This window comes from Acinetobacter sp. H1(2024) (assembly GCF_046557555.1).
In the GTDB taxonomy this organism is placed as follows: Bacteria; Pseudomonadota; Gammaproteobacteria; order Pseudomonadales; family Moraxellaceae; genus Acinetobacter; species Acinetobacter seifertii.
Genome location: NZ_JBKGFO010000001.1, coordinates 394,046 through 419,724, shown reverse-complemented (window position 1 = coordinate 419,724; position 25,679 = coordinate 394,046). Strand labels below are relative to the sequence as shown.

29 protein-coding genes are annotated in these 25,679 nt (G+C 35.7%); 21 read left to right on the top strand and 8 right to left on the bottom strand.

The window, feature by feature from the left end; all coding sequences use genetic code 11:
• Positions 1–24: 24 nt before the first annotated feature.
• Positions 25–2,160, bottom strand: a complete 2,136-nt coding sequence (locus ACLCEG_RS01960) for a TonB-dependent siderophore receptor (protein ID WP_410566534.1) — start codon at positions 2,158–2,160, stop codon at positions 25–27.
• Positions 2,161–2,381: 221 nt separating this feature from the next.
• Between ACLCEG_RS01960 and lpxB the strand changes: the two genes are divergently transcribed.
• On the top strand, positions 2,382–3,557 hold the full coding sequence (gene lpxB, locus ACLCEG_RS01955) for a lipid-A-disaccharide synthase (RefSeq protein ID WP_410565369.1): 1,176 nt from the start codon (positions 2,382–2,384) through the stop codon (positions 3,555–3,557).
• On the opposite strand, the gene ACLCEG_RS01950 is transcribed toward lpxB, so the two are convergent.
• A complete protein-coding gene (locus tag ACLCEG_RS01950) occupies positions 3,554–4,201 on the bottom strand; it encodes a CerR family C-terminal domain-containing protein (protein ID WP_410565366.1) in 648 nt (215 codons plus the stop codon). The genes lpxB and ACLCEG_RS01950 overlap by 4 nt on opposite strands.
• 118 nt (positions 4,202–4,319) lie before the next feature.
• Between ACLCEG_RS01950 and ACLCEG_RS01945 the strand changes: the two genes are divergently transcribed.
• The 4 genes from ACLCEG_RS01945 to ACLCEG_RS01930 are packed head-to-tail and all read left to right on the top strand — an operon-like array spanning position 4,320 to position 9,353.
• On the top strand, positions 4,320–5,339 hold the full coding sequence (locus ACLCEG_RS01945; protein ID WP_410565363.1) for an HlyD family efflux transporter periplasmic adaptor subunit: 1,020 nt from the start codon (positions 4,320–4,322) through the stop codon (positions 5,337–5,339).
• Positions 5,332–7,095 (top strand): ATP-binding cassette domain-containing protein, encoded by a 1,764-nt coding sequence (locus ACLCEG_RS01940; RefSeq protein WP_410565360.1) that lies wholly within the window; start codon positions 5,332–5,334, stop codon positions 7,093–7,095. Before ACLCEG_RS01945 ends, ACLCEG_RS01940 begins: the two co-directional genes overlap by 8 nt.
• Positions 7,096–7,105: 10 nt before the next feature.
• Positions 7,106–8,230: an ABC transporter permease gene (locus ACLCEG_RS01935; RefSeq protein ID WP_304392688.1), complete on the top strand. Its 1,125-nt coding sequence runs from the start codon at positions 7,106–7,108 to the stop codon at positions 8,228–8,230.
• A gap of 4 nt (positions 8,231–8,234) precedes the next feature.
• Positions 8,235–9,353 carry an ABC transporter permease gene (locus ACLCEG_RS01930; RefSeq protein ID WP_304392687.1) on the top strand — a complete coding sequence of 373 codons (1,119 nt, stop codon included), beginning with the start codon at positions 8,235–8,237 and terminating at the stop codon, positions 9,351–9,353.
• A gap of 35 nt (positions 9,354–9,388) precedes the next feature.
• Here the strand turns inward: ACLCEG_RS01930 and ACLCEG_RS01925 are convergent, their stop codons facing one another.
• Positions 9,389–10,258, bottom strand: coding sequence for a DUF2797 domain-containing protein (locus ACLCEG_RS01925; RefSeq protein WP_410565355.1), 870 nt, complete (start codon positions 10,256–10,258; stop codon positions 9,389–9,391).
• Between the two features lie 39 nt (positions 10,259–10,297).
• On the opposite strand from ACLCEG_RS01925, the gene ACLCEG_RS01920 reads away from it, so the two are divergent.
• Positions 10,298–10,759: a DUF6231 family protein gene (locus ACLCEG_RS01920; RefSeq protein WP_410565352.1), complete on the top strand. Its 462-nt coding sequence runs from the start codon at positions 10,298–10,300 to the stop codon at positions 10,757–10,759.
• A 99-nt stretch (positions 10,760–10,858) separates the two neighbouring features.
• Positions 10,859–11,449, top strand: a complete 591-nt coding sequence (locus ACLCEG_RS01915; RefSeq protein WP_410565349.1) for a YidB family protein — start codon at positions 10,859–10,861, stop codon at positions 11,447–11,449.
• Between the two features lie 106 nt (positions 11,450–11,555).
• Here the strand turns inward: ACLCEG_RS01915 and ACLCEG_RS01910 are convergent, their stop codons facing one another.
• The 3 genes from ACLCEG_RS01910 to ACLCEG_RS01900 all read right to left on the bottom strand — a co-directional run bounded on the left by ACLCEG_RS01910 (position 11,556) and on the right by ACLCEG_RS01900 (position 13,573).
• On the bottom strand, positions 11,556–12,617 hold the full coding sequence (locus ACLCEG_RS01910) for a porin (protein WP_004701846.1): 1,062 nt from the start codon (positions 12,615–12,617) through the stop codon (positions 11,556–11,558).
• Between the two features lie 254 nt (positions 12,618–12,871).
• Entirely contained in the window at positions 12,872–13,285 is a 414-nt protein-coding gene (locus tag ACLCEG_RS01905) for an HIT family protein (protein WP_000312749.1), read from the bottom strand.
• An 18-nt stretch (positions 13,286–13,303) separates the two neighbouring features.
• Complete coding sequence (locus ACLCEG_RS01900; RefSeq protein WP_004701840.1) at positions 13,304–13,573, bottom strand: YARHG domain-containing protein; 270 nt, start codon at positions 13,571–13,573, stop codon at positions 13,304–13,306.
• 634 nt (positions 13,574–14,207) lie between these two features.
• Between ACLCEG_RS01900 and ACLCEG_RS01895 the strand changes: the two genes are divergently transcribed.
• The 4 genes from ACLCEG_RS01895 to ACLCEG_RS01880 all read left to right on the top strand — a co-directional run bounded on the left by ACLCEG_RS01895 (position 14,208) and on the right by ACLCEG_RS01880 (position 16,634).
• On the top strand, positions 14,208–14,408 hold the full coding sequence (locus tag ACLCEG_RS01895) for a hypothetical protein (RefSeq protein WP_019459061.1): 201 nt from the start codon (positions 14,208–14,210) through the stop codon (positions 14,406–14,408).
• 501 nt (positions 14,409–14,909) lie between these two features.
• The gene (locus tag ACLCEG_RS01890) at positions 14,910–15,134 is read left to right on the top strand and encodes a hypothetical protein (RefSeq protein ID WP_410565346.1); all 225 of its coding nucleotides are present in this window, start codon (positions 14,910–14,912) and stop codon (positions 15,132–15,134) included.
• 178 nt (positions 15,135–15,312) lie between these two features.
• A complete protein-coding gene (locus ACLCEG_RS01885) occupies positions 15,313–15,687 on the top strand; it encodes a cell envelope integrity protein TolA (protein ID WP_004701833.1) in 375 nt (124 codons plus the stop codon).
• 179 nt (positions 15,688–15,866) lie between these two features.
• Positions 15,867–16,634: a class I SAM-dependent methyltransferase gene (locus ACLCEG_RS01880; protein ID WP_410565344.1), complete on the top strand. Its 768-nt coding sequence runs from the start codon at positions 15,867–15,869 to the stop codon at positions 16,632–16,634.
• Positions 16,635–16,752: 118 nt separating this feature from the next.
• Here ACLCEG_RS01880 and ACLCEG_RS01875 read toward each other — a convergent pair whose 3' ends face one another.
• Positions 16,753–17,838, bottom strand: coding sequence for an alpha/beta fold hydrolase (locus tag ACLCEG_RS01875; RefSeq protein WP_410565341.1), 1,086 nt, complete (start codon positions 17,836–17,838; stop codon positions 16,753–16,755).
• Between the two features lie 133 nt (positions 17,839–17,971).
• Between ACLCEG_RS01875 and ACLCEG_RS01870 the strand changes: the two genes are divergently transcribed.
• From ACLCEG_RS01870 to ACLCEG_RS01840, 7 genes are all read left to right on the top strand, one after another.
• Entirely contained in the window at positions 17,972–19,159 is a 1,188-nt protein-coding gene (locus ACLCEG_RS01870) for an O-succinylhomoserine sulfhydrylase (RefSeq protein ID WP_410566532.1), read from the top strand.
• Between the two features lie 176 nt (positions 19,160–19,335).
• Complete coding sequence (locus ACLCEG_RS01865) at positions 19,336–19,572, top strand: hypothetical protein (protein ID WP_004701821.1); 237 nt, start codon at positions 19,336–19,338, stop codon at positions 19,570–19,572.
• Positions 19,573–19,829: 257 nt separating this feature from the next.
• Complete coding sequence (locus tag ACLCEG_RS01860) at positions 19,830–20,159, top strand: YbaB/EbfC family nucleoid-associated protein (protein WP_002113538.1); 330 nt, start codon at positions 19,830–19,832, stop codon at positions 20,157–20,159.
• 9 nt (positions 20,160–20,168) lie between these two features.
• Positions 20,169–20,765 carry a recombination mediator RecR gene (recR, locus tag ACLCEG_RS01855; protein ID WP_004701819.1) on the top strand — a complete coding sequence of 199 codons (597 nt, stop codon included), beginning with the start codon at positions 20,169–20,171 and terminating at the stop codon, positions 20,763–20,765.
• A 303-nt stretch (positions 20,766–21,068) separates the two neighbouring features.
• Positions 21,069–22,193: a ribonuclease D gene (locus tag ACLCEG_RS01850; RefSeq protein WP_068934503.1), complete on the top strand. Its 1,125-nt coding sequence runs from the start codon at positions 21,069–21,071 to the stop codon at positions 22,191–22,193.
• A 498-nt stretch (positions 22,194–22,691) separates the two neighbouring features.
• The gene (locus ACLCEG_RS01845; protein WP_004701816.1) at positions 22,692–22,958 is read left to right on the top strand and encodes a hypothetical protein; all 267 of its coding nucleotides are present in this window, start codon (positions 22,692–22,694) and stop codon (positions 22,956–22,958) included.
• Between the two features lie 131 nt (positions 22,959–23,089).
• Positions 23,090–23,425: a hypothetical protein gene (locus ACLCEG_RS01840; RefSeq protein ID WP_410565338.1), complete on the top strand. Its 336-nt coding sequence runs from the start codon at positions 23,090–23,092 to the stop codon at positions 23,423–23,425.
• Between the two features lie 73 nt (positions 23,426–23,498).
• On the opposite strand, the gene ACLCEG_RS01835 is transcribed toward ACLCEG_RS01840, so the two are convergent.
• Positions 23,499–23,663 carry a hypothetical protein gene (locus ACLCEG_RS01835; protein ID WP_000086293.1) on the bottom strand — a complete coding sequence of 55 codons (165 nt, stop codon included), beginning with the start codon at positions 23,661–23,663 and terminating at the stop codon, positions 23,499–23,501.
• A gap of 435 nt (positions 23,664–24,098) precedes the next feature.
• Here ACLCEG_RS01835 and ACLCEG_RS01830 point away from each other — a divergent pair, with 435 nt between their 5' ends.
• From ACLCEG_RS01830 to ACLCEG_RS01820, 3 genes are read left to right on the top strand one after another with little or no spacing between them, the layout of a single operon-like run.
• Positions 24,099–24,404 (top strand): YcgL domain-containing protein, encoded by a 306-nt coding sequence (locus ACLCEG_RS01830; RefSeq protein WP_004701812.1) that lies wholly within the window; start codon positions 24,099–24,101, stop codon positions 24,402–24,404.
• Positions 24,397–24,783: a hypothetical protein gene (locus ACLCEG_RS01825; RefSeq protein WP_019459071.1), complete on the top strand. Its 387-nt coding sequence runs from the start codon at positions 24,397–24,399 to the stop codon at positions 24,781–24,783. The genes ACLCEG_RS01830 and ACLCEG_RS01825 overlap by 8 nt, the downstream gene beginning before the upstream one ends.
• A gap of 29 nt (positions 24,784–24,812) precedes the next feature.
• Positions 24,813–25,664 carry an AAA family ATPase gene (locus ACLCEG_RS01820; RefSeq protein ID WP_004701808.1) on the top strand — a complete coding sequence of 284 codons (852 nt, stop codon included), beginning with the start codon at positions 24,813–24,815 and terminating at the stop codon, positions 25,662–25,664.
• Positions 25,665–25,679: the final 15 nt, after the last annotated feature.

The window sequence follows — 25,679 nt, the reverse complement described above, 5'->3', positions numbered from 1 at the left end:
CCTAAATAGGAGTTGGCTATGCGATTAATATTTAAATTTTACAGCAACTGTATAGTTAGCTGAGGGTCCATAAAAACCTTGACCATTAGGGAAACTATACAAATATTTCTTATCGAAAATATTATTACCGTTGGCTTGAAGCGTAATGTGGTTATTCACCTCATAGCTCGCCATTAAATTCACTAAGGCATAGGAATCTTGTTTAATGGTGCTGTTTGCTGTCGAGTCATATAGTTTCACGGCGTCTTGCCATTGTAGCCCTGCACCAACTTTCAGCTTAGGCAAAACAGATGGTGTATAGGTCGTCAGCAAGTTAAGGGTTTGGTTCGGATTATACGTTCTCGCTTCACCACCATTTTTAATATCTTTAATACTAAATTGAGCATAGCCAAAAGCAAGATTGACGTTATCAGTGATTTGACCTGATAAGCCAACTTCAACACCTTGTGATTCTAAATCACTGGTTGGTACTTTTCGGTTAAATGGATTTCCGTCTGAGTTGCGTAGCGGATAATTATTTTGCTCGGTTTTAAATACCGAAAAAGTACCTGTTAAACGGTCGTCTAACCATGAGCTTTTTACCCCCATTTCATAACTTTTACCCTCAACAGGTTTTAAAGCTTGATTGGTATTTTGGTCGATACCAGTTTGCGGGCGGAAAATAGACGTATAGCTCATATAACCTGTATATTCAGGCGTAAAGTTATAGGTTAGGCCTGCATAGGGAGAAACTTTACTTTCACTATACTCCATGGGTGAACCATAGCTTTCGCCTTTACTCTCGGCTCGCACATAGTTTGCGCCAAGCAAAAGTTTTAAATCTTCATTGAGATGTAAACGTGTAGCTGCATAAATTGAATCTATATTTTGCGTATAGTTCGCTGCTTCAGTGAAATCTGACCACGTTATAGATTGAGGTGTCCAGCTTGCCCAATTTGTAGTGGTCGAATTGATAACATTGGTGTCGTTAATTGTTCCCGTAGATTGATTATCATGCTGACGACTACGTACATAGTTATAGCCTAAAGTTGCTTCATGCTCTCGATTAAAAAGTTTATAAGTTCCTTCAAGATTAAAATCTACAGCATGTTGTTCTTGATGCTCTTGACCACCCCATGGTGTCAAAGACACTCCTGAACCATCAGCTTTTGGATAACCATAATAATAAAGAAGGCGACTATTGTGTTTACTATCAAGATAGTTATAAGTCAGCTTAGCTGCCCATTGATCATTAATTTTCTGTTTTAATTCAACAAAAGCATTTTGCGTTTCATTATCCCAATGTGCCCAGTCAGGGTTTGGGTTATATGAGCGATCATAAGAAATTTGTTTACCATTGGCATCGAGTAAGGGTAGAGCACCCCAATTGTTTGCATTCGGTTTATTTTTTTCTTGGCTATAACCTACGGTAAGTAACGTGGTATCTGTTAAATCAGCTTCAACAATACCAGCGAAACCATTTTTTTCTGAAGAATATCGGTCAAGGTAAGAATCGCCAGTTTGTTCATAGCCCATAATGCGACCACGGACTTTTCCACTCGGTAGAATTGAGCCAGAGACGTCAGCCTCATAACGCTGAGTGTCCCAAGACCCGTAACTTACACCGCCACTTGCTTGAAATTCTTGAGTTGGGCGTTTTCGAATATTGTTGATGGTTGCACTTGGGTCACCAAATGCATTCGTTAAAGAGTCAGCACCTTTAACGACTTCTACACGATCATAAAAATAAGTATCAGGATTGGTGTTGTTGTAGTTATAACCTGAGAGGGGAAAACCTACGCCGTCAGTCAATATATTTGAAATCTCGAAACCACGAGCCATATAAGTAGTTCGCTCGGTTTCCTGATTGGTAACTGTGACTCCGGGTGTGTTGTTTAGAACATCTCGGGTGCTGGTAAGGCCAAAGTCCTCAATTTGTTGACGAGTAACGACATTGATAGTTTGAGGCGTTTCTTTTGCTTCTATATTAAGCTTGGTTGCACTACTAGAGTTTTTAACATTATATGCTTTTGTTTGTTCAGAAGACTGCTCAGCATTGGATGCTTTAACTTGAATCGTCTGCAAAGATTGTACATCTGTATCTTGAGCATAAGTGAGATTTGCATAACAAATCGCGCAAGCGATTACAGAAAGTTTAAATGGTCGAGGTGGGAAGGTCATAATAGTAAAGATAATGTAAATAATTCTCATTTATTTTATTGTTTGTAAATGTAAGCTACAATTCAAATTGCATTGTTAATTTTGATTAAAATATAGTGAATGAGTGTAATTCTAGATTATGGCGTGCGGAGGTAGACTTTCGCCAGCGTGTATCTAGCAAGTTCAAGATTAATAAACCTCTATGCTAGAATGCATTATTTCAAATTCTTGGGTAAACCGACTTGGCAAATCGAAAACTTAAAATAGGCATTGTAGTTGGGGAAGTTTCTGGAGATACGCTAGGTGTCAAACTTATGCGTAATTTCCGTGAGCAAGGAATTGATGCTGAGTTTGAGGGAATCGGTGGACCCCAAATGATTGCTGAAGGTTTTAACAGTTATTACCCGATGGAAACTCTATCTGTGATGGGGATTGTTGAGGTATTAAAAGACTTAAAAAAATTGTTCGCCGTACGAGATGGTTTAATTAATCAATGGACTCAGCATCCGGTTGATATTTTTATTGGTATTGATGCACCTGATTTTAACCTCAGACTTTCAAAAAGTATTAAAGAAAAGAATCTTCCAATAAAAACAGTTCACTATGTCAGTCCATCTGTTTGGGCGTGGCGCCAAGGACGTGTTCACGGCATTAAACAAAGTATCGATTTAGTACTTTGCTTATTTCCGTTTGAAAAAGTTTTTTATGAACAATATGAAGTTCCAGCGGCATTTGTGGGTCATCCATTAGCTAGACAATTACCACTTGAAAATCCAATTCAAATTGCCAAACAGCAATTAGGCCTTAATGAAAATCAAAAGCATATTGCTTTGTTACCAGGTAGCCGTAAAGGTGAAGTAGAGCGGCTTCTTCCTATGTTGATGGGTGCTGCTAATATTTTGCATACCAAATATCCAGACATCCAGTTTTTAATTCCGGCAATTAATGATGCCCGTAAGCAACAGATTGAGCAGGGTGTTCAACAACTAGCACCTCATTTAAAGGCTTCTATTCATATTTTAGAAAATACTGATAGTGAATCTAAAATTGGCCGTATGGTCATGAATGCAAGTGATATTATTGCGTTAGCTTCTGGAACGGCGACTTTAGAAGCAATGTTAATGCATAGACCGATGGTCACTTTCTATAAGTTGCATTGGTTGACCTATATAATTGCTAAGCTTTTGGTGAAAATTCCTTATTATTCTTTACCGAATATTATTGCGGGTAAGAAAGTCATTGAAGAGCTGATTCAGGCAGATGCAACACCAGAAAATTTAGCTGCTGAAATAGAAAAACTGATGAATGTTGAAACAGCTCAAATTCAAGTGATGCAACATTTAACTATGCATAAACAGCTTATTTCTGGAAATACAGAAGATCCGGTACAGGCCATTTTGCAATGTTTAAATAGCTAATTTTTAAGATTTGATTGGCTAATTGCTTTTAATCCTGCCAATGAAAATTTTTTAAAATGTTCAACTAAATCATGCAATGGCATCTGAGCAATATTTTTAAGCGGCTCAGGTGCTTGAGCATTTGGTCCAGCGATAATGAGCATCATGCAAGGTGTCATCACGCTTAAAATACAAGGCAAAACAGCTGGATCATTTTCATTTAAACCTGCAACTTGACTAATGAGCTTACGAATAAGAAAAAATTTTCTCATACCTGCAAGTTCAATAAAACTTAATAAATGCTCAGAAGGTGAGAACAACTCACGAATAAAGACTTTGCCATGCCAAACATCTTTTTCAGTTAACTTATGCAATAAAGTTTCAAGTAGTAAACTTAATTTTTCTTCAGGAGAGTAAGTGCTCTCGACAAGTTCCAGTAAGTATTGTTCATCTAGATAGTGGGCATGCGCTTCTACCAAAACTGCTTGATATAGTCCATCTCGACCATCAAAGTGATAATTAATTGCAGCTAAATCGACATTGGCAGCGCTAGCAATTGTTTTGTTCGCTGTTTTTGCAAAACCATATTGGGCAATTAGTGGTCCTGCTGCCTCAATAATTTTAGACTTGGTTAAGTCACCATCACTTCGTCTAGATCTGGACATGTTTAAACCTAATTTTCATTCACCATAAAAGTATATCTTTTATTCAAAGATTGGAGTAATTTAAATTTAAATTGAATTTAAACTAAGAAAATTTGAATTTAATAAGAAGGATAATAAGATGAATAAAAAAGTGATTGCCATAGTCCTAGTTATTTTAGCTCTGGTTATCATCAGCTTCTGGGTATGGAAATATAATAATAAGAATCAAAAAGATAATGATTTGACTCTATATGGAAACGTGGATATTCGCCAAGTTTCACTTGCATTTGAACAGTCTGGCCGTATAGAGAAACTGTTAGTTCAAGAAGGCGATAAAGTTAAAGCAGGTCAAGTACTGGCGACCCTGAATACCAATTCTTTAGAAATTCAGGCAAAGCAAGCCCAAGCACAACTCAAAGCTCAACAAGAAGCAATCGTCAAACAAAAAGTTGGAGCTCGGCCAGAAGAAATTAGTCAAGCAAAAGCACAACTCGCTTCTGCACAAGCTGATTTAGATAAAGCCAGCAAAAACTTGCAAAGATTACAAATATTGGTGAACAGTACCGATGGTCGGGCAATAAGCCAACAAGAGCTCGACTATGCCAAAAGTAATAAAAATAGTGCTGAGGCAGCAGTCCGTGAAAGACAAGCTAATTTAGAATTGATTATTAAAGGTGCTAGACAAGAAGATCGTGAAGCAACCAAAGCACAATATGACGCAACCAAAGCTAATTTAGATCTAATTAACTATAACCTTAGTCAAGCTGAACTAAAGTCTCCTGTAAATGCTGTAGTACGGGCTCGACTACAAGAAGTTGGAGATATGACCACTGCGCAAAAAGCAGTTTATACATTGGCTTTGACTGACCCTAAATGGGTTCGTGTATATGCAAATGAAAAAGATTTAAGTTCCATTCATATGGGTGGTACGGCACAGGTCATTCGTGATTCTTACCCAAATCAACCTATCAATGGAAAAATTGGCTATATATCTTCTGTGGCTGAGTTCACTCCTAAAACTGTACAGACTGATGAGATAAGAACAACTCTAGTTTATGAAGTTCGGGTTTATGTAAATGACCCGAATGATCAATTGAAAATGGGTCAACCAGTGACTGTAAAAGTACCACTTGTTTCAGGTGAGAAAGCTCATGACTGATAATAATGTAGTGGTTCAAGCTCATAATTTATCTATAGCTTTTAAAGCTGAGAATAAAAAATCAGCAGAAATTAAGGCAATTAATGATTTGAATATACAAATCAAAAAAGGTGAGCTTACTGCTTTAGTTGGCCCAGATGGTGCAGGAAAAACAACTTTATTAAGATTAATAGCTGGACTATATAAAGCAACTTCTGGTTTTTTGCATGTGCTTGGATTTGATATCGATAAACACTCGCAAGCTGTACAAGACCGTATTAGTTATATGCCACAACGCTTTGGGCTCTATGAAGACTTAAGTGTACAAGAAAATTTAGATTTATATGCTGACTTACACGGCGTTCCAAGGGAAGTACGTAGTCAAAGATTTAAACGTTTATTGGAAATAACGGATCTTACTCAATTCACTGAGCGTCTAGCTGGGCAACTTTCTGGTGGTATGAAGCAAAAACTAGGTCTGGCATGTACTCTAGTTCGTTCACCAGAGTTATTGTTACTTGATGAGCCTAGTGTTGGAGTAGACCCTTTATCAAGAAGAGATTTATGGATCATTATTGAACAGCTTGTTCAAGAGGAAAGCTTAAGCGTTATCATAAGTACTGCTTATATGGATGAAGCAGAAAAATGTGACTACGTGTATATCATGTATGAGGGCAAAATTTTAAAGCAAGGTTCACCTGAGCAATTAAAAGAAATAGCGCATGGACAAACATGGCAAGTAAAACTTTCAGAGCAAATTAAGGCACGGACTTTACAAGCTCAATTGCTTGGAAATTCTGTTGACATTATTGACGCTGTTCCAAAGGGTGAACAAGTAAATTTTATCGGTCGCCAAAAAGAATTATCAACAGATATTTTACCTCAGGGGCTAGTCGCTCATAGGCGATCACCAGAACTTGAGGATGCGTTTATGATGTTGTTGCAGCAGACTCAAAAGCAACGAAAACTAATATCTGTTCCTGAGCAGAATTCTCAATTAGAACAAAGCAATCATTTGAAATCAGAACAACCCGTCATTGTTGTTAAAGATTTAGTTAGAACCTTTGGTGATTTTACTGCCGTTGCCAATACATCATTTGATGTAAAGCGAGGCGAAATATTTGGATTACTTGGGCCGAATGGCGCGGGTAAAACCACAACATTTCGGATGTTATGTGGATTGTTACCAGCAAGCAGTGGGTATCTAGAAGTTGCTGGTAAAAACTTACGTACAGCTCGTGCTGAGGCCAGAGCCAAAGTAGGGTATGTCTCTCAAAAATTTGCGCTTTATAGTAATTTAACAGTTTTGGAAAACTTAAAGTTTTTTGGTGGGGCCTATGGATTAGCTGGCAAAAAACTAAATCAACAAATTGATAAAGCCTTACAGCAATATGATTTAAATCCAAATATTAAAAGCGGTGATTTACCAGGTGGTTATAAACAGCGCCTATCTATGGCTGCTGCACTATTACATGAACCAGAAATTTTATTTTTAGATGAACCTACGAGTGGTATTGATCCACTTGCACGCCGTTCATTTTGGTACAGCATTGGTGAGCTGGCAAATCAAGGGATTACTATCATTATTACCACCCATTTTATGGAAGAAGCAGAATATTGTGACCGCATTGCAATACAGGATGCTGGAAAGTTATTGGCCTTAGGTTCACCACAACAAGTACGCAATTTAGCCAGTCAAGATAAGCATATTGCTGATATGAATGAGGCTTTTATAGCGATTGTGGAACAAGCACGTGCATTAAGGCACGCTGTTTAGGAGGTCTGCAATGAGCTTAGGGTTTTGGAATCGCTTGATCGCATTAGTTCGTAAAGAAACTAAGCAGCTCATTCGAGATAAAAGCAGCCTTGGAATTGGACTCGTTTTGCCTGTTATTTTAATTTTACTGTTTGGTTATGGACTTTCCTTTGACTTAAATCAGGCCCGGGTCGGAGTTGTAGTTGATCAGTCTTCACCACAAATCCATCAGGCTTTAGCGGGTTTGAATGGCTCACGATATTTAACAAGTCAAGAGTTTCATAATTTGCCTGAAGCAGAGCAGGCCATTCGAGATGGCGAAATTGATGCCATTTTGCATTTTCCTTCAGATTTCGCCACTCAGGCACAGCAAGGTAATGCAAAGGTTCAACTACTATTAAATGGTACATCCACCACCATAGCAACAGCCTTAGAAGGTTATGTTGCAGGTGCTTTAGCTACCGCGCCGTCTATACAAGTTGACCGTGGGCAAATATTAGCAACGTCAAGTGCCGTTAATATTGAACAACGAATATGGTTTAACGAGTCTGCTAACAGTACTTGGTTTTTAGTCCCTGGCTTAATGGTACTTATTTTGACTTTAATCGGTGCATTTTTAACTGGTTTACTTATCGCCCGTGAAAGGGAGCGAGGAACACTAGAAGCCTTATTTGTCACACCTGTAAGACCATTTGAAATTGTATTAGCAAAGCTTATTCCTTATGTTGTTGTGGGCATGATTGATATCGTGATCTGTATTATTGCTGCCTATTTTATTTTTGAAGTGCCCATGCGCGGTTCATTATTCTCAATTTTATCGGCTTCATTTCTCTATTTAGTTGTTTCTTTATTACTTGGTTTAACTATATCCGGTTTTGCTCAAAGTCAGTTTCAGGCAAGTCAAATTGCTTTATTGGCAAGTTTTATGCCCGCACTTATGCTGTCAGGATTTGTTTTTGATACCCGTAACTTACCTTTAGTCGTGCAAATTATTAGCCAATTGCTTCCAGCTACACATTTTATGATTTTAATTAAAACTTTATTTATGGGAGGTGATGATTGGAAGTTATGGCTTAAAGAATGTGGCTTTTTACTGGGATATATCGTCGTTTTGATATGTGCCGTGAACTTTTCACTAAAAAAACGGTTGAGATAAAGTTATGTGGCAGCAACTAATCGCTTGGCTAAAACACTTAAGTTTTTTAGTTAAAAAAGAATTCTTAACCATTTTTAGTGACCCTGCAAATAGAGTCATTCTATTTGTACCAGCCCTCATGCAGGCACTTTTATTCGGTTATGCTGCAACTTATGATGTTAACCGTGTGGACTATGCAATTTTAGATCAGAGTAATGGGCAAGTTTCGCATGAACTGATCTCAAAGCTCGATGGCTCTGGTATTTTTAAACGTGTTGCAACACTTGAATATACCGAACAAATCAAACAAATAATTGATAGCCGTCAGGCACTGGTCGTGATTACGATTCCTTCAGACTTTGAGAACAAATTAAATGATAACCAAAGTTCACCTATACAGGTCATTGTTGATGGTAGGAATTCATCAACCGCAGTTGTAGCCGGTTCATATCTAAATAAAATAATTGGGGAGTTTAATCAACAAAAATTTAACTCAGCTTTGCCGATTAGTCTTGAAACAAGAACATGGTACAACCCAAATCAAGAGTCTCGTTGGAGCTTAATGCCATCATTAATTGCAGCTTTAAGTATGATGCAGACATTACTTTTATCTGCTTTATCAGTTGCTCGTGAACGTGAGCAAGGTACTTTCGATCAGTTACTAGTGACACCATATACACCATTACAAATTATGATTGGTAAAGCCTTACCGCCAATTTTTGTAGGGTTGATGCAATCAACTATTATTCTCTTGATTATTTTGTTCTGGTTTAAAATTCCCATGTATGGCTCTATTGGGCTACTTTATTTTGGTTTATTGAGTTTTAACATAGCTGTAGTTGGTGTGGGTTTATCTATTTCAGCGTTATCTTTAAATATGCAACAAGCCATGCTATTTACGTTTTTACTCATTATGCCTTTAATGTTACTTTCAGGCTTACTTACACCAGTAGAAAATATGCCGAAAGTATTACAAATAGCAACGTACGCAAATCCATTAAGATTTGGAATTAACTTGGTACAACGAGTTTATTTGGAAGGTGCAGGCTTTGCACAAGTCAAATACAACTTTATCCCAATGATTATACTGGGAGTAGTTACTTTACCTTTAGCAGCTTGGCTATTCAGAAACAGATTATCTTAATTAAAAAGCCCCATTTCAGGGGCTTTAAAACTTATCTAGGCACGTATAATAAGCTCGTAACCCGTATATTTACGAATGTTGATCACACCAATATCAAAGATTAAATATTGGCCTTTAATACCCTGTAATACACCACGAATTTTTGGTGTTTTATCTAGGTTTAGAGATTTAATTTTTTCAGGATATTGTTCTACTGGGTAGACAAATTCGCGTGGTAACTCATCTTCTAATAATTCAACAGTTTCGTTAAATTCAAGATTTTGGCTAAATTCCTCACGAATCGTTTGAATTGTTGGTGCAAACTCTTCGATTAATTGATCACGCTGTTCTGTCAGTTTAAGAGGTTCAGCTTCACCCTTAAGGAGTTTACGCCAATCAGTTTTGTCAGCAATTAAAGAACCAAACATCGTTTCAAGCTGACCAGATAAACGGCGTGATCCAACTTTCATAATTGGTAAAGCCTGAGTTGCTCCTTGATCTAACCAACGACCTGGCATATGACTAACACGAGTAATACCTACTTTTAAAGCACTCGAATTTGCCAAATAGACAATATGGGGTTGGAAACAAACATTATGGGCAAAGTCATCTTCACGACACGTACCTAAATGGTAGTGGCATGTTTCTGGTTTCATAATGCATAGGTCACATTCAGCTTTTGTTTTAAAACATTTAAAGCAGTGACCTTGAGAATAAGACTTCGGTGTTTTAGTGCCACATGAAGTGCAATAGATATTACCTGTCCATTCGATTTCTAGTTCTTGTCCTAAATTAAAAGGAAGATCAATTTCTGAACGGTCTAATACAAATTTGTATTCAACATTTGCCTTGGTTGTCTGTTGATCAGTTACACTAGCATCTTTTAGGCCTGCATGCATTTTATGGCAAATGCCTTGTAGTTCCATAAAGTTTAAACTCACATCTTTCAATTAAGGGTTGCAGTTATGGCTGAACAAAATGTCATCACTTCTATGCTAGACGATTTATCAAACGAACAGCCCATTCATACTGCACTTTGTATTGGCCAGAAAATTGACCAGAATAACGCAATTCAATGGCACTATTTTACCGTAAATGAGCTTTTAAGTCTGCCTTTTACTCAGCGTTATGACTTGGGTTTTGTATTGTTTGATACAGATGAAATGCAAAACATTGGCGATGTTCAAAAGTCACAATTATTAGTGAAGCTAAGAGATTTGTTGGCAAAACGGATTGTTGTGGTAAGCAAACGCAGTGATGAACAGCTATTACGTTCTTTAGGCTTCACGCAACTCATCGATAAAACATCACATGATAGTGATTTTGCTTTATGGCAATTTAACATTTTGACCTATAAACATGTGCCAGACTGGTTTAATTCAAAATTTTGGGCGAACCCAGAGAACTGGAATAAATTTCGCTGGTAAAAGGCAAGCAAATCTCTTTCAAAATTTAACAATTTGGCTTTTGCTGTGTTCATAAGAATCCGCGTATGCTCATGTATAAATCATGCATAAGAGATAAACATGACAAATTTAAGCAGTATTGTAGAAGTTTTGGCTCAACAAGCTTTAGGTGGGAACCAGCAAGCATCAGGTCAAGGTGGTTTGGGTGGAATTTTAGGTTCTGTATTGGGACAAATGGGCGGTAATACTTCTTCTGGTGCTCAAGGCGGTCTAGGTGGTGTATTAGGTTCGGTATTGGGACAAGTGACAGGCAACAACAATGCACCTCAAGCAGGAGGTGGCGTACAAAGTTTATTAATTGCGGTTGTACCTTTAATTTTAGGTTGGGTTCAACAACAAGGTGGATTACAAGCTGCTTTAGAAAAGTTAAAAGGCGCTGGCTTAGGTAGCCAAGTTCAAAGTTGGGTTGACCCAAATCAAAGTAATAGTGAGGTTCCTACCCAGCAATTACAAAGCCTATTTAACCCAGCAGATATTGAGCAAGTTGCCCAGCAGGCTCAAGCGCCAAAAGAACAAGTTTATGGTGCGATCGCGTCTGTGTTACCTCAGGTTATTGACTCTTTAACACCTCAGGGTGACAGTACAGATCATCAAGAAGCAAATCAAGACATTCAAAATGTGATGAATCTGGTAAGTGGTTTCTTAAAATAAGAGATATACTTTAAAAAAGCCGATCATTTTTATATCGGCTTTTTTAGTATGTACTAAAAAATAAAAGGGCATAAGCCCTTTTATTTTATGCAAGATGGTTAATAACTTAGAAGTTATATTCCATACCAGCACCTACAACAGTACGTTTGTCATCTTGAGCAAGCCAGTCACGTTTTTGTTGAGCAACAATACCGTAGAAACGTGCTTGTTTATTAATTTTGTAGTCTAAGCCTACGCCGTATTGATCAATTTTACGATCTTGTTGACCATCTACAGAAGCTTTAGATGATTGGTATTGTCCTTTTACAACAAAAGGTGTTTCACCAATTTTGTAAGTTATAGCACCAACCCATGCATCTTCTTGTAAGCCTTTATATTTAGTCAACTCATCAGTTGGTTCAGCATGTTGCCATAAACCACCCAACACAAGACCAGTTGCACCAAGCTTGCTAAAATCGTAAGAGCCAGTTACACGGTAAGCATCAGAGAAAATATTGCTAAGGCCATAAGCATTGTATTTACCTTGTACGCTGTAGTTAGCAGCAGCAGCCAATGCTAAACCAATATCTTTATTTTCGTAGCCGAGAGAGCCTGAAACTGAGTCACCAAAACCATTACGTTTGTCATCGTTACCAGATGCGCCTGGAGTTGGATCAGCAGGCGTTTCACCTTGTTGGAACATTACGTTGAATGTTACACCAGCAAGAAGTTTAGGATCAGATTCAAAACCAATAACGTTATTTAGACGTTCTTCACCATACATTGTGTTGGTAATATCTAAAATAGTGTGGTCGTTATAGATGTCTTGGTAGTTACCAGCGGCATTTTTGAAGTAAGAGTCAAATTTACCAACTTTCAATGTACCAACATTATTTGATTTGATACCGATATAACGGTTACGTTGACCAAGATCTGTACCATCACCATCAGCATTAATTTGCCATTCGGCTAAATAAACTGCTGACAAGTTATCAGTCAATTTCTCTTCGCCTTTTACCCCAATACGAGACGCGTTAGAGTTAACTTCGGTAACGTCACTTTTACCATCGAAATTTTTGTTGTCAACTTGGTCAATGGTAACATTGAGTTTACCGTACAAAGTTGGCGCTGCTTGCACCGCGTTTACGCTTAGAGTTGCAACTGCGGCAGCGAGAAGCAATTTCTTCATTGAGATTTCTCCAAAAGGTATTTTTAAATGGCGTATGCCTAGCTAACTTTTATTTTGTAGTTGGCTTATGTACAAAAAGTTACAGAAGCTCACCAACTTGCTAAGAAGTATCTGTAAACTTTGTGACAGTGGAGTGAAGAAGAAATGACAGTTTTATGACAAATAAGAATTAGAAATACTTTATTTTATTTTGATTTTATTACACTTTTTAAATAAAAAAAGCGGAGCCTAAGCTCCGCTTTTAACTCTTTACATCAAAGAGCTGCTTTAATTTTTTCGGCTAAGGCCTTGATTTTATCTTGATCTCCTAATTGCGCAGCATGTTTACCAAGCTGGTGAACATTTGTTGGAATTAGGTGAAAGTGAACGTGAGGGACAGTTTGTCCAGCAGCGGCCCCAGATAATTGCATGAGAACAATACCATCTAGGTTTAGTGCTGTTTCCATTGCTTTCGCAATCTTTTGCACAATCTGGATGGTGTAAGCTGCTGCCTCAGGGGGTAAATCAAGTAAAGTTACTGCAGGAGTTTTTGGAATAACTAATGCATGACCATCGGCTTGGGGCATAATATCCATAAAAGCTAGAACTTGATCATCTTCATAGAGTTTTATCGCTGGAAGTTCACCACGTAAAATTTTTGCGAAGATATTTTGATCATCATATGCCATGAATTATTCCTTTAAGTACTATTTACACTTCAATTCTTTTTGACGTTCTTTAATTGCGTCTAGACGTTGCTGCTCTTTATCAGAGAATTTTGGCTTAGTCGTATGACAGTTTTCATTACCATATTTTTCTTTAGCATCTTGGTCTTTAAAGCAAAAGCCTTTTGATGCATAAATCAAATTGTAATCATCTTGCAATTTTTGACATTCTTGCTCAGGTGTTGCAGCTTGAGCACTGAAGCCGGCAAGAGATACCATTCCAGTGAATACTGCAACCAATAATTTATTCATGAGCTTTTCCTCAGTTAAGGTATGAACCTGTACTCAATATAAGGTTTATTCCCAATATTTCAATGACTATTAATTACTCAAGTGTTATTAAAAATCATATTTTATCTTATAATACAAAAAAGCTTTACATATCAATATCTTTTTTAAAATTTAAATTAAATCAATTGGTTATATTTTATTTTAGATTAAATAATAAAAATATATACATAATAAATATTTAAAACGATTATTAAAATTTCATAGTGATGAATTAAATACGCTATATGAGTAACATCGGTTCTTGTTTATGTAATCAAGAAAATTTCTATATTTCTTTAAATGAAAACTATTTATTATTGTCATTGCAGTTTATAGCTAAAACAAACGGGTACAGGAGCGAATGCGGGACTTTGGTCGAAGAAAGCTTTCTGTATAAAGTCAAAATATGAATGGGGAGGTTAGCGAACGCTCATGAAAGTTTTGAATGTTTGCCTGTTATTAAAGAATTTTTAAAGTACTTCGAATAACATCTTTTTAATTTTATATCTTTTAATATTTCTTAAGTGTTCGTTACATAAATGATGTGTGTTCACTGTTGAATATATCCTGTATTTAATTGAGCATGAAATGACATAACTTAAAAAGGATGAATCACATGATAGATGAAGAAAAGCCTTTAAACTTTGAAGATGATGAAGAGCCTCTTGATTTTGAAGATGAAGAATTTATAGACGATAAAAAAGAGGATGAAATGTATAACTCGATCACTAAGGATGGATCTAGCGTTGATCCTGCCGATGACGGAACAAGACATATTCGCCCTGAAGATGGTGATCCGATAGAACTTGATGAGTAAAAACATCAATTTAAATAATATTATTCTTTTTAATATTTAAGTATAAGTGTAATATCCGATCGCTGTCACAAACAGCAAAAGTCCTGAATGATCAGCGCAAAAAATCAAAAGGGTAGAGCCTGCTTACAAAGCGGGCTTTTTATTTTTTGTATAAATTTAAACTGAAAAGTTGGCTGAATGAGAAGAAAATATTCTTGTTTTTAAACTAATAAAATATGCGTCAAAATAATAGCTTACAGCTAAATACTCCACTTATTTATAGTGAGCATTTAAAAGAAGCACGAATGTAAATAATAAAAATAAAAAAAGTAGAAAAGCCATAAGTTAAAGCATATCGTTAAATTATTTAGGTATTTTACACAATTTAACATTTTATGCAAATTGGTTTGCATTTTATTAAGATTTGTTAAAATTCGATCAAAGTATGATCGTTTTAAATATATGACAATTTTTGTTTAATTTGATAGATTGTTTTGTTTTTTACAACAATGGGTAGGCTGTATGGAAAAATTGTTATTCGCTTTTGCTGTGGTACTGACGCTGAATGGTTGTGCATCACTCACCCATAAAGGTGATGAAAATTATGTTAGCAAGTCACCAGTTACTCCGGTGAATACCGCATTTAATGGAACGAAAGTACCTGAGCATGGAATTTTTACTGAGCAAGATATTGCTAACATGCCTGAACATTCAAATATCAATTCACGTTATGAGGTAGCATTTTAATAAGTGAACAAAATTTGAAATTGAATAGTTAAACTAAAGAAACTGGTCAATTAGCTGAAATATTAAATTTACTAGCATTACTATTTAGTAAAAGCTGCTAAGTATAAAACCACCAGTTTTGTGGTTTTTAAAAAGATAAAATGTTAAATTTTAATCATTGAAAAAATTGGTTTTATAAATGAAAAGTATCATTATTTTTACTTCTATATTTTTATTATGCGGGTGCGCAATTAATACTAAGTCATTATCATCACCAAAAAGTAATGATGATAAAACGATATTAGAAGCTGAAAAATATAAGCAACAATATCAGAAAAAAATCTTTCGAACTTGGGATGTCCCGTCATCTTCATCTGGTATGAGTGCTAGTGTTAAAGTTTTTTTAACTGACACAGGTCAAATTGAGCAAATTATTTTTCTTGATAAAGAAGATCCAAAGTTTAAATCAAGTATTGAAAAAGCTATATGGCGTTCAAGTCCATTTAATTTACCTAATAATCCTGAGGTTCGAAAACAAGCTAGAAAATTCAATATAAAATTTATATCTAAGTAAATTTTTCAATATGAACTTGTTCTTTACTTCAAGAAACTACCAGCAGGTGGTTTCTTTGTTTTTATAGGGAATTTTACGATTTATTGATAACTTTAGGTTATTAATTATTTAAAAACTAATCATTATTTTTTATCAGCTTTTTCTTCTATGTTTAGTTTATCGAAAAAGAGGAATAAGCCATGTTGAATCAACATGAGATTAATTTAAAGCAGTACCACAATAAATCTTTAAGTTATTTGAATAGCACCGCTCATTCTGAAGGGGTTGAATTTGATAAATTTATTAAAGAAATTGAGAAATACCCAAATGCGGTTGTTTTAGATTTAGGTTGTGGTGGTGGTCATGTGGCTTATAACGTTGCTCATCATGCTGATCTGGTTTTTGCTTATGATTTATCTCATGAAATGCTCGATACTGTTTCAAAAGCTGCCAATGACCGAAAAATAAAGAATATCTTTGTACAACAAGGTATAGCTGAAGATATGCCTTTTACAGATGAACAGTTTGATGTAGTCATTAGTCGATATTCTGCTCATCACTGGCAACATGTACCAACGGCCATGAAAGAAATAAACCGGGTTTTAAAACCTAATGGTACCGCTATTTTTGTTGATATTGTTAGTTCAAGTTTTCCCATATTAGATACCTTTTTGCAAACTATAGAAGTGATTCGAGACCCGAGTCATGTAAGAAATTACAGTATTAAAGAATGGGTTTACTTCATTGAGGACGCTGGCTTTGAGTTAACTGCTTTAGACAAACAATCGCTCATGCTAGATTTTGATAGTTGGGTACAGCGTATGAAAACACCTGAAGATCAGATAAAAACGCTTAAGTATCTACAAGAAAATGCATCAGATATCGTCAGAAAATATTTCAACCTTCAAAAAGACGGAAGTTTCGAAAGTAAGGTAGGGTATTTTGTATTTAAAAAGATATCTTTTTAACTCGGTTGTATGTTGAAGATTTCTAATATTAGCAATCTTCAAAACTGATCAAATATATAGTTATGGTTTATAAAAAATGAAAAAGCCCTTTATATCAGGGCTTTTTCGTAGTTGTTTTTTAAATTATAGTCGAACGTTCCGTCAACCAATCTGCCAGTTTAGGCCAAAATTCTTGTGCACTTGCTTGGCTAGACATCAGTCCTAAATGACCTCCGGGAATAAGGGTAAATGTCACATCTTGGCTACTGGTTAATTGACTTAATGGCTGAGCAGCATCTGCTGTGACTAATTGATCGCTACGACCTGCACCGACTAAAAGAGAACAAGCAATATTTTTTAATTCAATTTTTTTATCTTTTAATTGAATAGAGCCTTGATTCAACGGATTTTGTAGCCATACGTTGAATAACATGTCCTGATTAATACCACCAGGATAATCAATCATATTGTTTAAAAAACTACTTAATGTGGCATGCTCTTGTACAAATTGAAGGTCATGAAGGTTTTTGAGTAATTGAATATGACCGTCGAACCAGCCTTTAGGGTCAAGAATTTTAAATCCCAAAGAATTTAAGATTCCAGGAGTATGAATCAAACGTTTTGGTAAACCAGAATAAATACGTTGCTGAAGTTTTTTATTACGACTAATAGCATTATTTATGGTTCTATAGAGTTTTCCAATATAACCAGATGCATAACTATTGATAGGGCTGCCTAACACTATAAGATTTTTGACATAATTAGGTTGGTTATGCGCCGTATATAAAGTAACGAATATGCCTGCCATACTCCATCCATGTAGTGAAATTTGACTGCTACCTGAATGAGTTCGTATTACCTCGATGGCTTTAGGAATAAAATCTTCAATAAATGATAAAAAGTTTAGATGTCTATCTTTAAATCCTAAACGTCCCCAATCGACAAGGTATACGTCGAAACCTGCATTCTGGAAATGTTTAATAAGAGAACGATAAGGATATAAATCATAGATCGCCATATTAATCGCTAAAGGTGCAACAAATACTAATGGTTCTTTAAAGCGCTTTTGAGCAGCAGCATAGTAACGAATGCGAGTTTCATTAAATTGACCAATAACTTCGTAATGCGTGCTTTGAGACAACACCAGTGTTTTGGGGTGGAATAGTCGGGTAGAGAGGTGCTTGATTTGACTTTGTTCAGAGACAAGGGACTTTAAGCGTTTCATCTTGTTTTACCAACTATACTAAAGATTGATTGAAGTCTAAGCGATAATTTTCAGGTTTACCTTGACCTTAAATACCCTAGGCACTCAAAATGATGATAGTTTTTAGTACATGACCAGTAAAGGCGAACATTTAATGAACCAGTCTGATGATTTAGAATACCAACTTGATACTTTAGCCATTCGTACCGGACATACTCGTAGTTTTGAAGGTGAGCATGGCGAACCGATTTTTTTGACTTCATCTTTTGTATATGAAAATGCTGCTGAAGCGGCTGCAAAATTTTCTGGTCAAGTTCAAGGAAATATCTATTCTCGTTTTACCAATCCGACTGTATCGATGTTCGAAAAACGCTTAGCAGCTTTAGACGGTGCTGAACGTGCTGTTGCGACAAGTTCTGGAATGGGCGCGATTTTGTCAGTTACTATGGCATATTTAAAAGCGGGTGATCATGTTATTTGCTCAAGAGCAGTTTTTGGTTCAGTTGTCGCTTTGTTTGAGAAATATATTGCCAAATTTGGTGTAGATATTACATTTGTCGATTTATGTGATTTGAACGATTGGAAAAACGCGGTACGTCCAGAAACTAAACTTTTATTTGTTGAGTCACCATCGAATCCTTTAGCTGAGATTGCAGATATTCAAGCACTTGCAGATATTGCACATGCGAATGGTGCATTACTTGCGGTTGATAACAGTTTCTGTACACCTGTTTTGCAGCAACCCTTAAAATTTGGGGCAGACCTTGTAATTTATTCGGCAACTAAATATTTAGATGGACAAGGGCGAGCATTAGGCGGTGCTGTTGTTGGTAATCATCAGTTGTTAGAAGAAGTTTTTGGTGTTGTCCGTACTTTGGGCCCATCTATGAGTCCATTTAATGCATGGGTATTCCTAAAAGGTCTAGAAACCTTACGTTTACGTATGAAAGCCCATTGTGAAAGTGCTCAAAAGCTTGCTGAATGGTTGTCTACTCATGAAAAAGTAGAGAAAGTCTATTACGCAGGCCTTCCAACTCACGAAGGACATGAACTTGCAGCAAAACAGCAAAATGGTTTTGGTGGGATTGTTTCTTTCGTTGTTAAAGGTGAACGTGAAGGCGCTTGGAAGGTGATTGATAACACCAAATTTATTTCAATTACTGGTAATTTAGGTGATGTGAAGTCAACAATTACTCATCCTGCGACAACAACACACGGCAAACTTTCTGCTGAAGCCAAACAAGCAGCAGGAATTCAAGAAGGTTTAATCCGTGTTTCAGTTGGTTTAGAAGATATTAACGATATTATTGGTGATATCTCACACGGATTAGATTTAATCTAAATAATTTATATATTTAAGACTGAGCCATACTTATTTTAGTATGGCTTTTCTTTAAATTCACTTTTACTTTTAACCAACGATTGAAATAAAAAAACTACATTTTGTTATAAATGACTTTAAAATCGAAACGTAAAAAAGTTCTAAAGTTAATAAAAATAACAAAGCGAGTTTTAACCATGCTTAAACCTATAATTTTTTTAGTCGCTATAGGGGCAATTGGTTTAATTGGATATAGAGTATTTGCCCAAAAAGATGAACCAACTCAAATCAGCGAAACTGTGTTGTTGATTAATGATGCAAACAAATCAGTTGAAGATGCCGATCATTCAATTGAAAAAGCCAATGCCTCTTTTCAGAAAATGCCTTTAAATGAATACAAACCTGACAATAAAAATCTTCAAGCTTCACAGTAGTGTCAGTTAAATTAGAGAACCAGTTCCTAAGTCTCAAAACTTTTGTATAGAAAACTTTAAATGGATGAGTTAACGAAAATAGTTTCATAGATACCAATAGAAAACATTAATTTATTGTGTCAGAATTGCGGATTAATTTTGATTTAAACGTAATGACCTCAATGATCTTGATGATCGGTGGGGGTAATAAAAGAGTTTAAGTTCCGAAGTGTTATGTGACTATCAATCATATTTGATAGAGATACGGAGTTAGGTTTATGAATATCAATATGCTCATGCAGCAAGCGCAGCGCATGCAAAAAGATATGGAATCAAATATAAAAAAGGCCAAAGAAGAGCTTGCTCAAACTGAAGTACATGCTGAAGCTGGCGGCGGTTTAGTTAAAGTAACAATGACTGGTCGTTATATCGTAAAACGTATCGAAATTAATCCAGAATTACTTCAAGATGAACCAGACATGATTGAAGATTTGATTGCTGCGGCGGTTAATGACGCTGTACGTCAAGCAGAAGTAATTTCTGAAGAGAAAATGCAAAAAGCTAACTCAGGTATGGGTTTACCTCCTGGTTTAGCAGGCATGTTCTAAGGAAATTCAGTGTTTAGTGATAGATTTGAACAACTCGTTCAAGCTTTACGTATTTTGCCTAGCGTTGGACCGAAGTCGGCCCAACGTATGGCTTTACATCTGTTGATGAAAAATCGTGAAGGTGCCTTTGCTTTAGCGCATGCTCTCCATGAAGCATCAAGTTATATTCATGAATGTAGTGTTTGCCACTCTTTAACAGAGCACGAGATTTGTGACATTTGCGCCTCAACAGAAAGAGAAGATCAACTGCTTTGTGTAGTTGAGTCTCCGGCAGATGTGATGGCAATTGAGCAAAGTGGTAGTTTCCGTGGCAAATACCATGTATTAGGTGGTCATCTTTCTCCTTTAGATGGGATCGGGCCAGAGGAAATAGGTATTCCTTACCTAATTCAACGCTTAAGCCAAGGTACTATTGAAGAAGTTATTTTGGCAACTAATGCTACAGTAGAAGGTCAGGCGACAGCACACTATTTGGTCGAAGCCACGAAACATTTACCTATTCATATGACACGTATTGCTCAGGGTGTACCACAAGGTGGTGAACTTGAATATGTTGATAGTCATACATTAAGTCAGGCTGTTCATAACCGCATGCGTATGAAATAAGTACTTCGGTGCTTATTTCAAAGTTTTTAAAATCAATCCTATTATTAAAAATAGTTTTAAAAGACAAAAGTATATTTTTAAAAATTACTTAGTGAATATATAAATTAAAAAGAAGCGGTTGTGGAAAAATAAATTTTATAAGGGTGTTAAATTGAAAAACTTTAAAATAATGATCAAAAAATTATCTCTTTTTAGGGAAATTGTTCAAAAATAGATTATTCATCCGAGATTCAGTAGCATTTTTCTATTGCTATGTTATATATACCAGAGTTTAAAGCACTCTTTGCATTTACTTGAGAAAGCATGTTTCAGTTTATCCAACAGCAAACCGAATTGGTTGATGTTCTTCAACAAATGGATCAATGTTCAACATATGGACTTGATACAGAATTTATTAAGGTTGACACCCTTTGGCCTAAACTTGGAGTATGTCAGGTCAATGTCAACGAAAACGTATATTTGTTGGATGGGGTATCGTTAGATTTAACTGAGTTTTGGAAAAAAATCTTTGTTGCTCAACAAAATATTTTTCACGCATGTAGTGAAGATATCGATTTAATTTACCACTATGCCGATGAACAAAACCTGTTAAATGTTTTTGATACTCAAGTTGGACTTTCTTTTCTCGGACATGGTTTACAAGTCAGCTATCAAGGTGCTTTAAAGCTTTGTTTAGACATTGACATTGAAAAAGATCAAACACGTTCAGACTGGTTGGCGAGACCTTTATCTCCTCAACAGCTATGTTACGCTGCAAATGATGTTTTATATCTTATGCAATTGGCTACCCATATTCAGGAGCAGCTTAAGCAAAAAGGGCTTTACGACTATGTTGTTGAAGATTGCAGTAGTCTCACCAAAGAAATTATTAGTGAAACACCAACTTCATTGCTTTATACAGATGTAGGGAATTATAGACATTCGCGTCGTCAATTAATGCAGTTGCAAAATTTGAGTGAATGGCGCGAACATATAGTTAAAGCAACTAACCAGCCACGTAGTTTTGTTCTTAGAAACTCGACAATGATTGATTTAGTCGAAAAGAATCCGCGTAATAATTTTCAATTATCTCAAGTCAGAGATATTCGTCCAAATGTTGTTCGTGAATATGGCAAGATTATTCTGGATCTTTTAAAAGACTTACCAGTAGAAGGGCAATGGCCAGCTAAAATTGCTAAACCTTTTAAAATTACTTCAAAAGAAACTTTAGATAAAATGGATGCGTTAATTGCTAATGCTATAGAGCAAACCTCCATTCCAAAAGAAGTTTTGCTTCGTAAGAAATGGTTAAATGCGATTCATCAGCATGTGCTTTCTAAAGGTGACGAACAAGATTTACCTGATTACTTGTTGGGATGGCGTTACGAATTACTCACCAAACCGCTTATTGAGCTATTTACAGAAGAGAAGGCAAGTCTCTTATTTTAAATTTATAAAGGTGTTTTTAGTTCAAATAAACTCCTTGTATCTAAGACATAGTTTGTTTGGTTAATATTTATTCAAATAATGCTTGTTAATATTACTTTAAAATAAGACTCTTTTATAAGCACAGTTTTATGAACTTAATTTTTTATTTAGCTTTGCTTTATATTAGTGGGCTTTTTTAAAGTTTAATTACTATAAATATAAGTTAATCTTAATTATATATACCTATGCTGAATTAAATTAACTTTATTCATGAGAAAAATTCAATTGCGTATATATACAGGTCTGTATATTCTTGGCAGCAAGAAAAACAATTTCAAAATAAATAATATATAACTATAAGTTTGTTTCGGTGCAGAAATATAGAGGCCTTCTCGGGGAGAGAAGGCCTCTAATTTTATTTGTGCAATCTTAAAAAGTTTTTAAAATCAATAATAAGTTAATATTGAAATTAATTTTTTATGCTATAAATAAAGCTTACTAATAACTAGAGAGATAAACATGACTAATAATTTTAATGCTGAACAGGCAAGAAAAAATGCTAAAGATGTAAAAATTGATCAAACAATATTGTTAGAAAAAATCTTATCTGGAACTGAGGAAATTTCCAAAGAAGGTAAACGCCGAGCAGTGTTTCAATTTCCAATAGATGCCTTACATCCTGAACATATTACCCAAGTAGAAGAAGAGCTAAAAGCTCGAGGTTTTAATGTTTCAACCAATATTGAACAGTCTGGTACAACAGTCAATATTGAAGTTAGTTTCTAAATTTTTTATCAGACGCCCATACTTTAGGGCGTTTCTTATAATTTTTTACAATCTAAATTTATAAAAAACAATATATTGTTTGACAGGCTTGTACTTCTTCTATAGCTTTACTTTTTGAGTGGAATATGGATATGAACTTCCAAACAATACTTTCATCTTTCAAAAATCAATCTACTGGTACAGATGCATTTAAAAACTTAAAAAATGCGTGTGAGCAGTATCTAAAACAATCTTCAGATCTAAACCAAAAATCAGCGACTTATCTTATTTATGGGTTTGCTCGTAGTTATGTAATCTTATATGAAGATGAAGCAGTGACTACCGAGTTTGCGCAAGCTTCAAAAGAAACATTAATGGATTACATGAGTCATTTAAATGAGGCCTTACTTACTCAAGATGACAGCTTAATTTTGAGTGCGTTAAATCAGGTGAGTAATGATTATATGCAAGGCTCAAGAGTCTTTTAAAATCTTTGTTTAGCTTATTAGTAGGATACTTCTTTAGTCATCAAGTTAACCAAAGAAGTATCTAGTGGTAATTTTAATGTGATTTTTTCTTACCACCGCCATCTTGTTTATTGACGGTAGACCATGCAATACGTTCAGCTTCTTCTTGAGAATGACCTCTATCTACTTCACTCTCAACAATATGTTTAGCCTGACGCTTTTGCTTTGCTGTATAAGATGATTTATCGCCACGAGACATAGCATAGACCTCCTATTTATAGATCTATAGTTATTGAAACACATCCGAATTTATAATCGGTTAAATAATGTCTTATCCTGTATGCATAAGTTAAAGCTTACCAAGGTTTAATTTAAAGCAGAATTTAAATTAAATTTATAATTTTCAATAAATTAAACTGGATTAACTTCAGTTAAATTAAAGTTTGATTGTTTTCAAAATGTAATTTTTTCATTTTATAAAAGTAGTTCAAAGGATTTTTTATGTAAAATTAATAGGTTATTAAAGGTAGAAAATTTAAAACTTTAGAAAATTAAAAGTTATTTGTCGACCTTAATGATTGTTGTGGGTTAATATTTCGCAAGAAAAGAAAAAACGACTGATGCGTAAACAAACCTGCGTGTGTCTGTTGTTTTTTTTCATGTATGCTGTCCTTAGTTCAAGAGTTGATTTGAAATGCACTGTGATATTTATAGATCGAGCAAAAAAGATGAAATGTACATTTATATTGCTCGTCCAAACTATCCTGATGATACGGAGCAAACTGATCCGTTTGAAAAAGTTCCAGAAGCTGTTTTACAAGCATTTGGTCGTGCAACGTTTGTCATGCATTTAGAATTGGCTCCAACACGTAAATTAGCGCGTGTAAATGTTTTACATGTTCTAGACTCATTACAAACAAAAGGTTTCTTTATTCAGATGCCGCCAGAAGGGTTAATTAACCCAAATGCAGTTGAACCAGAGGGCTTACGTGGTGCGTGAAGATCAAGCTGGAGTTTTAAATCAATTACTTTCTTCTCTCGATGCAATTCCTGAGGAAATCATTGCTTTAACAGCTTATGGCGTTGGCGCTCTTATTGCTTTGTGGTGTTGGTGGCGTTTAATGCGTCGCTTACCGACTACTTTTGGCGCAATAAGCTGGTTAGTTGTGTTTGCTATTTTATTGACGCCAACCGTTTCGGAAGGGCCTAATGCATCTGTAGCACCAGCTATTTTTGGTTTACTGTTTGGTGTGTTAACTAAAGACAGTCCTTTAATCTGGTCAAATTTATCCTTAATTCTGTTTGTGGTTGGTCTAGGTTTGGTTATTGGCTATTGTTGGTCAAAATATTCAACAAACAAGAGCATGCGTTCCATCTAACCATTGAAATAGAAAAATAAGGTCTCTACATGTCTGCTGATACCCAACATTTTACCGGTACAGATCAATATATCGCGACTGATAGTCTTAAACTTGCTGTAAAAGCAGCTCGTGCTTTGCAAAAGCCTTTATTGGTTAAAGGTGAGCCAGGTACAGGTAAAACTTTACTTGCTGAGCAAGTTGCAGAAAGTCTAGGTTTAAAACTCATCACTTGGCACATCAAGTCAACGACTAAAGCACAGCAAGGCTTATATGAATACGATGCTGTGTCCCGCTTGCGTGATAGCCAACTCGGTGATGATCGTGTTTACGATATTAAGAACTATATTAAGCCCGGTAAACTGTGGGAAGCTTTCACCAGTGAAGAGCGTTGTGTGCTTTTAATTGATGAAATTGATAAAGCAGACATCGAGTTTCCAAATGACTTGTTACATGAACTTGATAAGATGTCTTTTTATGTTTATGAAACAGGCGAAACGATTACGGCTACTCAACGTCCAATCGTAATTATTACTTCAAATAATGAAAAAGAATTACCAGATGCGTTCCTGCGTCGTTGCTTCTTCCACTACATTGAGTTTCCAGATGAAGCAACTATGCGTGAAATTATCTCGGTACATTTCCCAAGTATCTCTGCAACCTTAGTAAATGAAGCACTTCAAGTTTTCTTCAAACTCCGTGAAATTCCTAATTTGAAGAAACCACCATCTACTTCAGAATTAATCGATTGGTTAAGTCTGCTTATGGCAGATGATATGCCTGAAGATGTATTACGTAATCGAGATACATCAAAAGCGATTCCACCTTTGTATGGCGCACTCATTAAAAACGAGCAAGATGTGCAACTGCTTGAACGTTTGGCTTTCATGTCACGACGTTAAAGGAGGGAATAACCC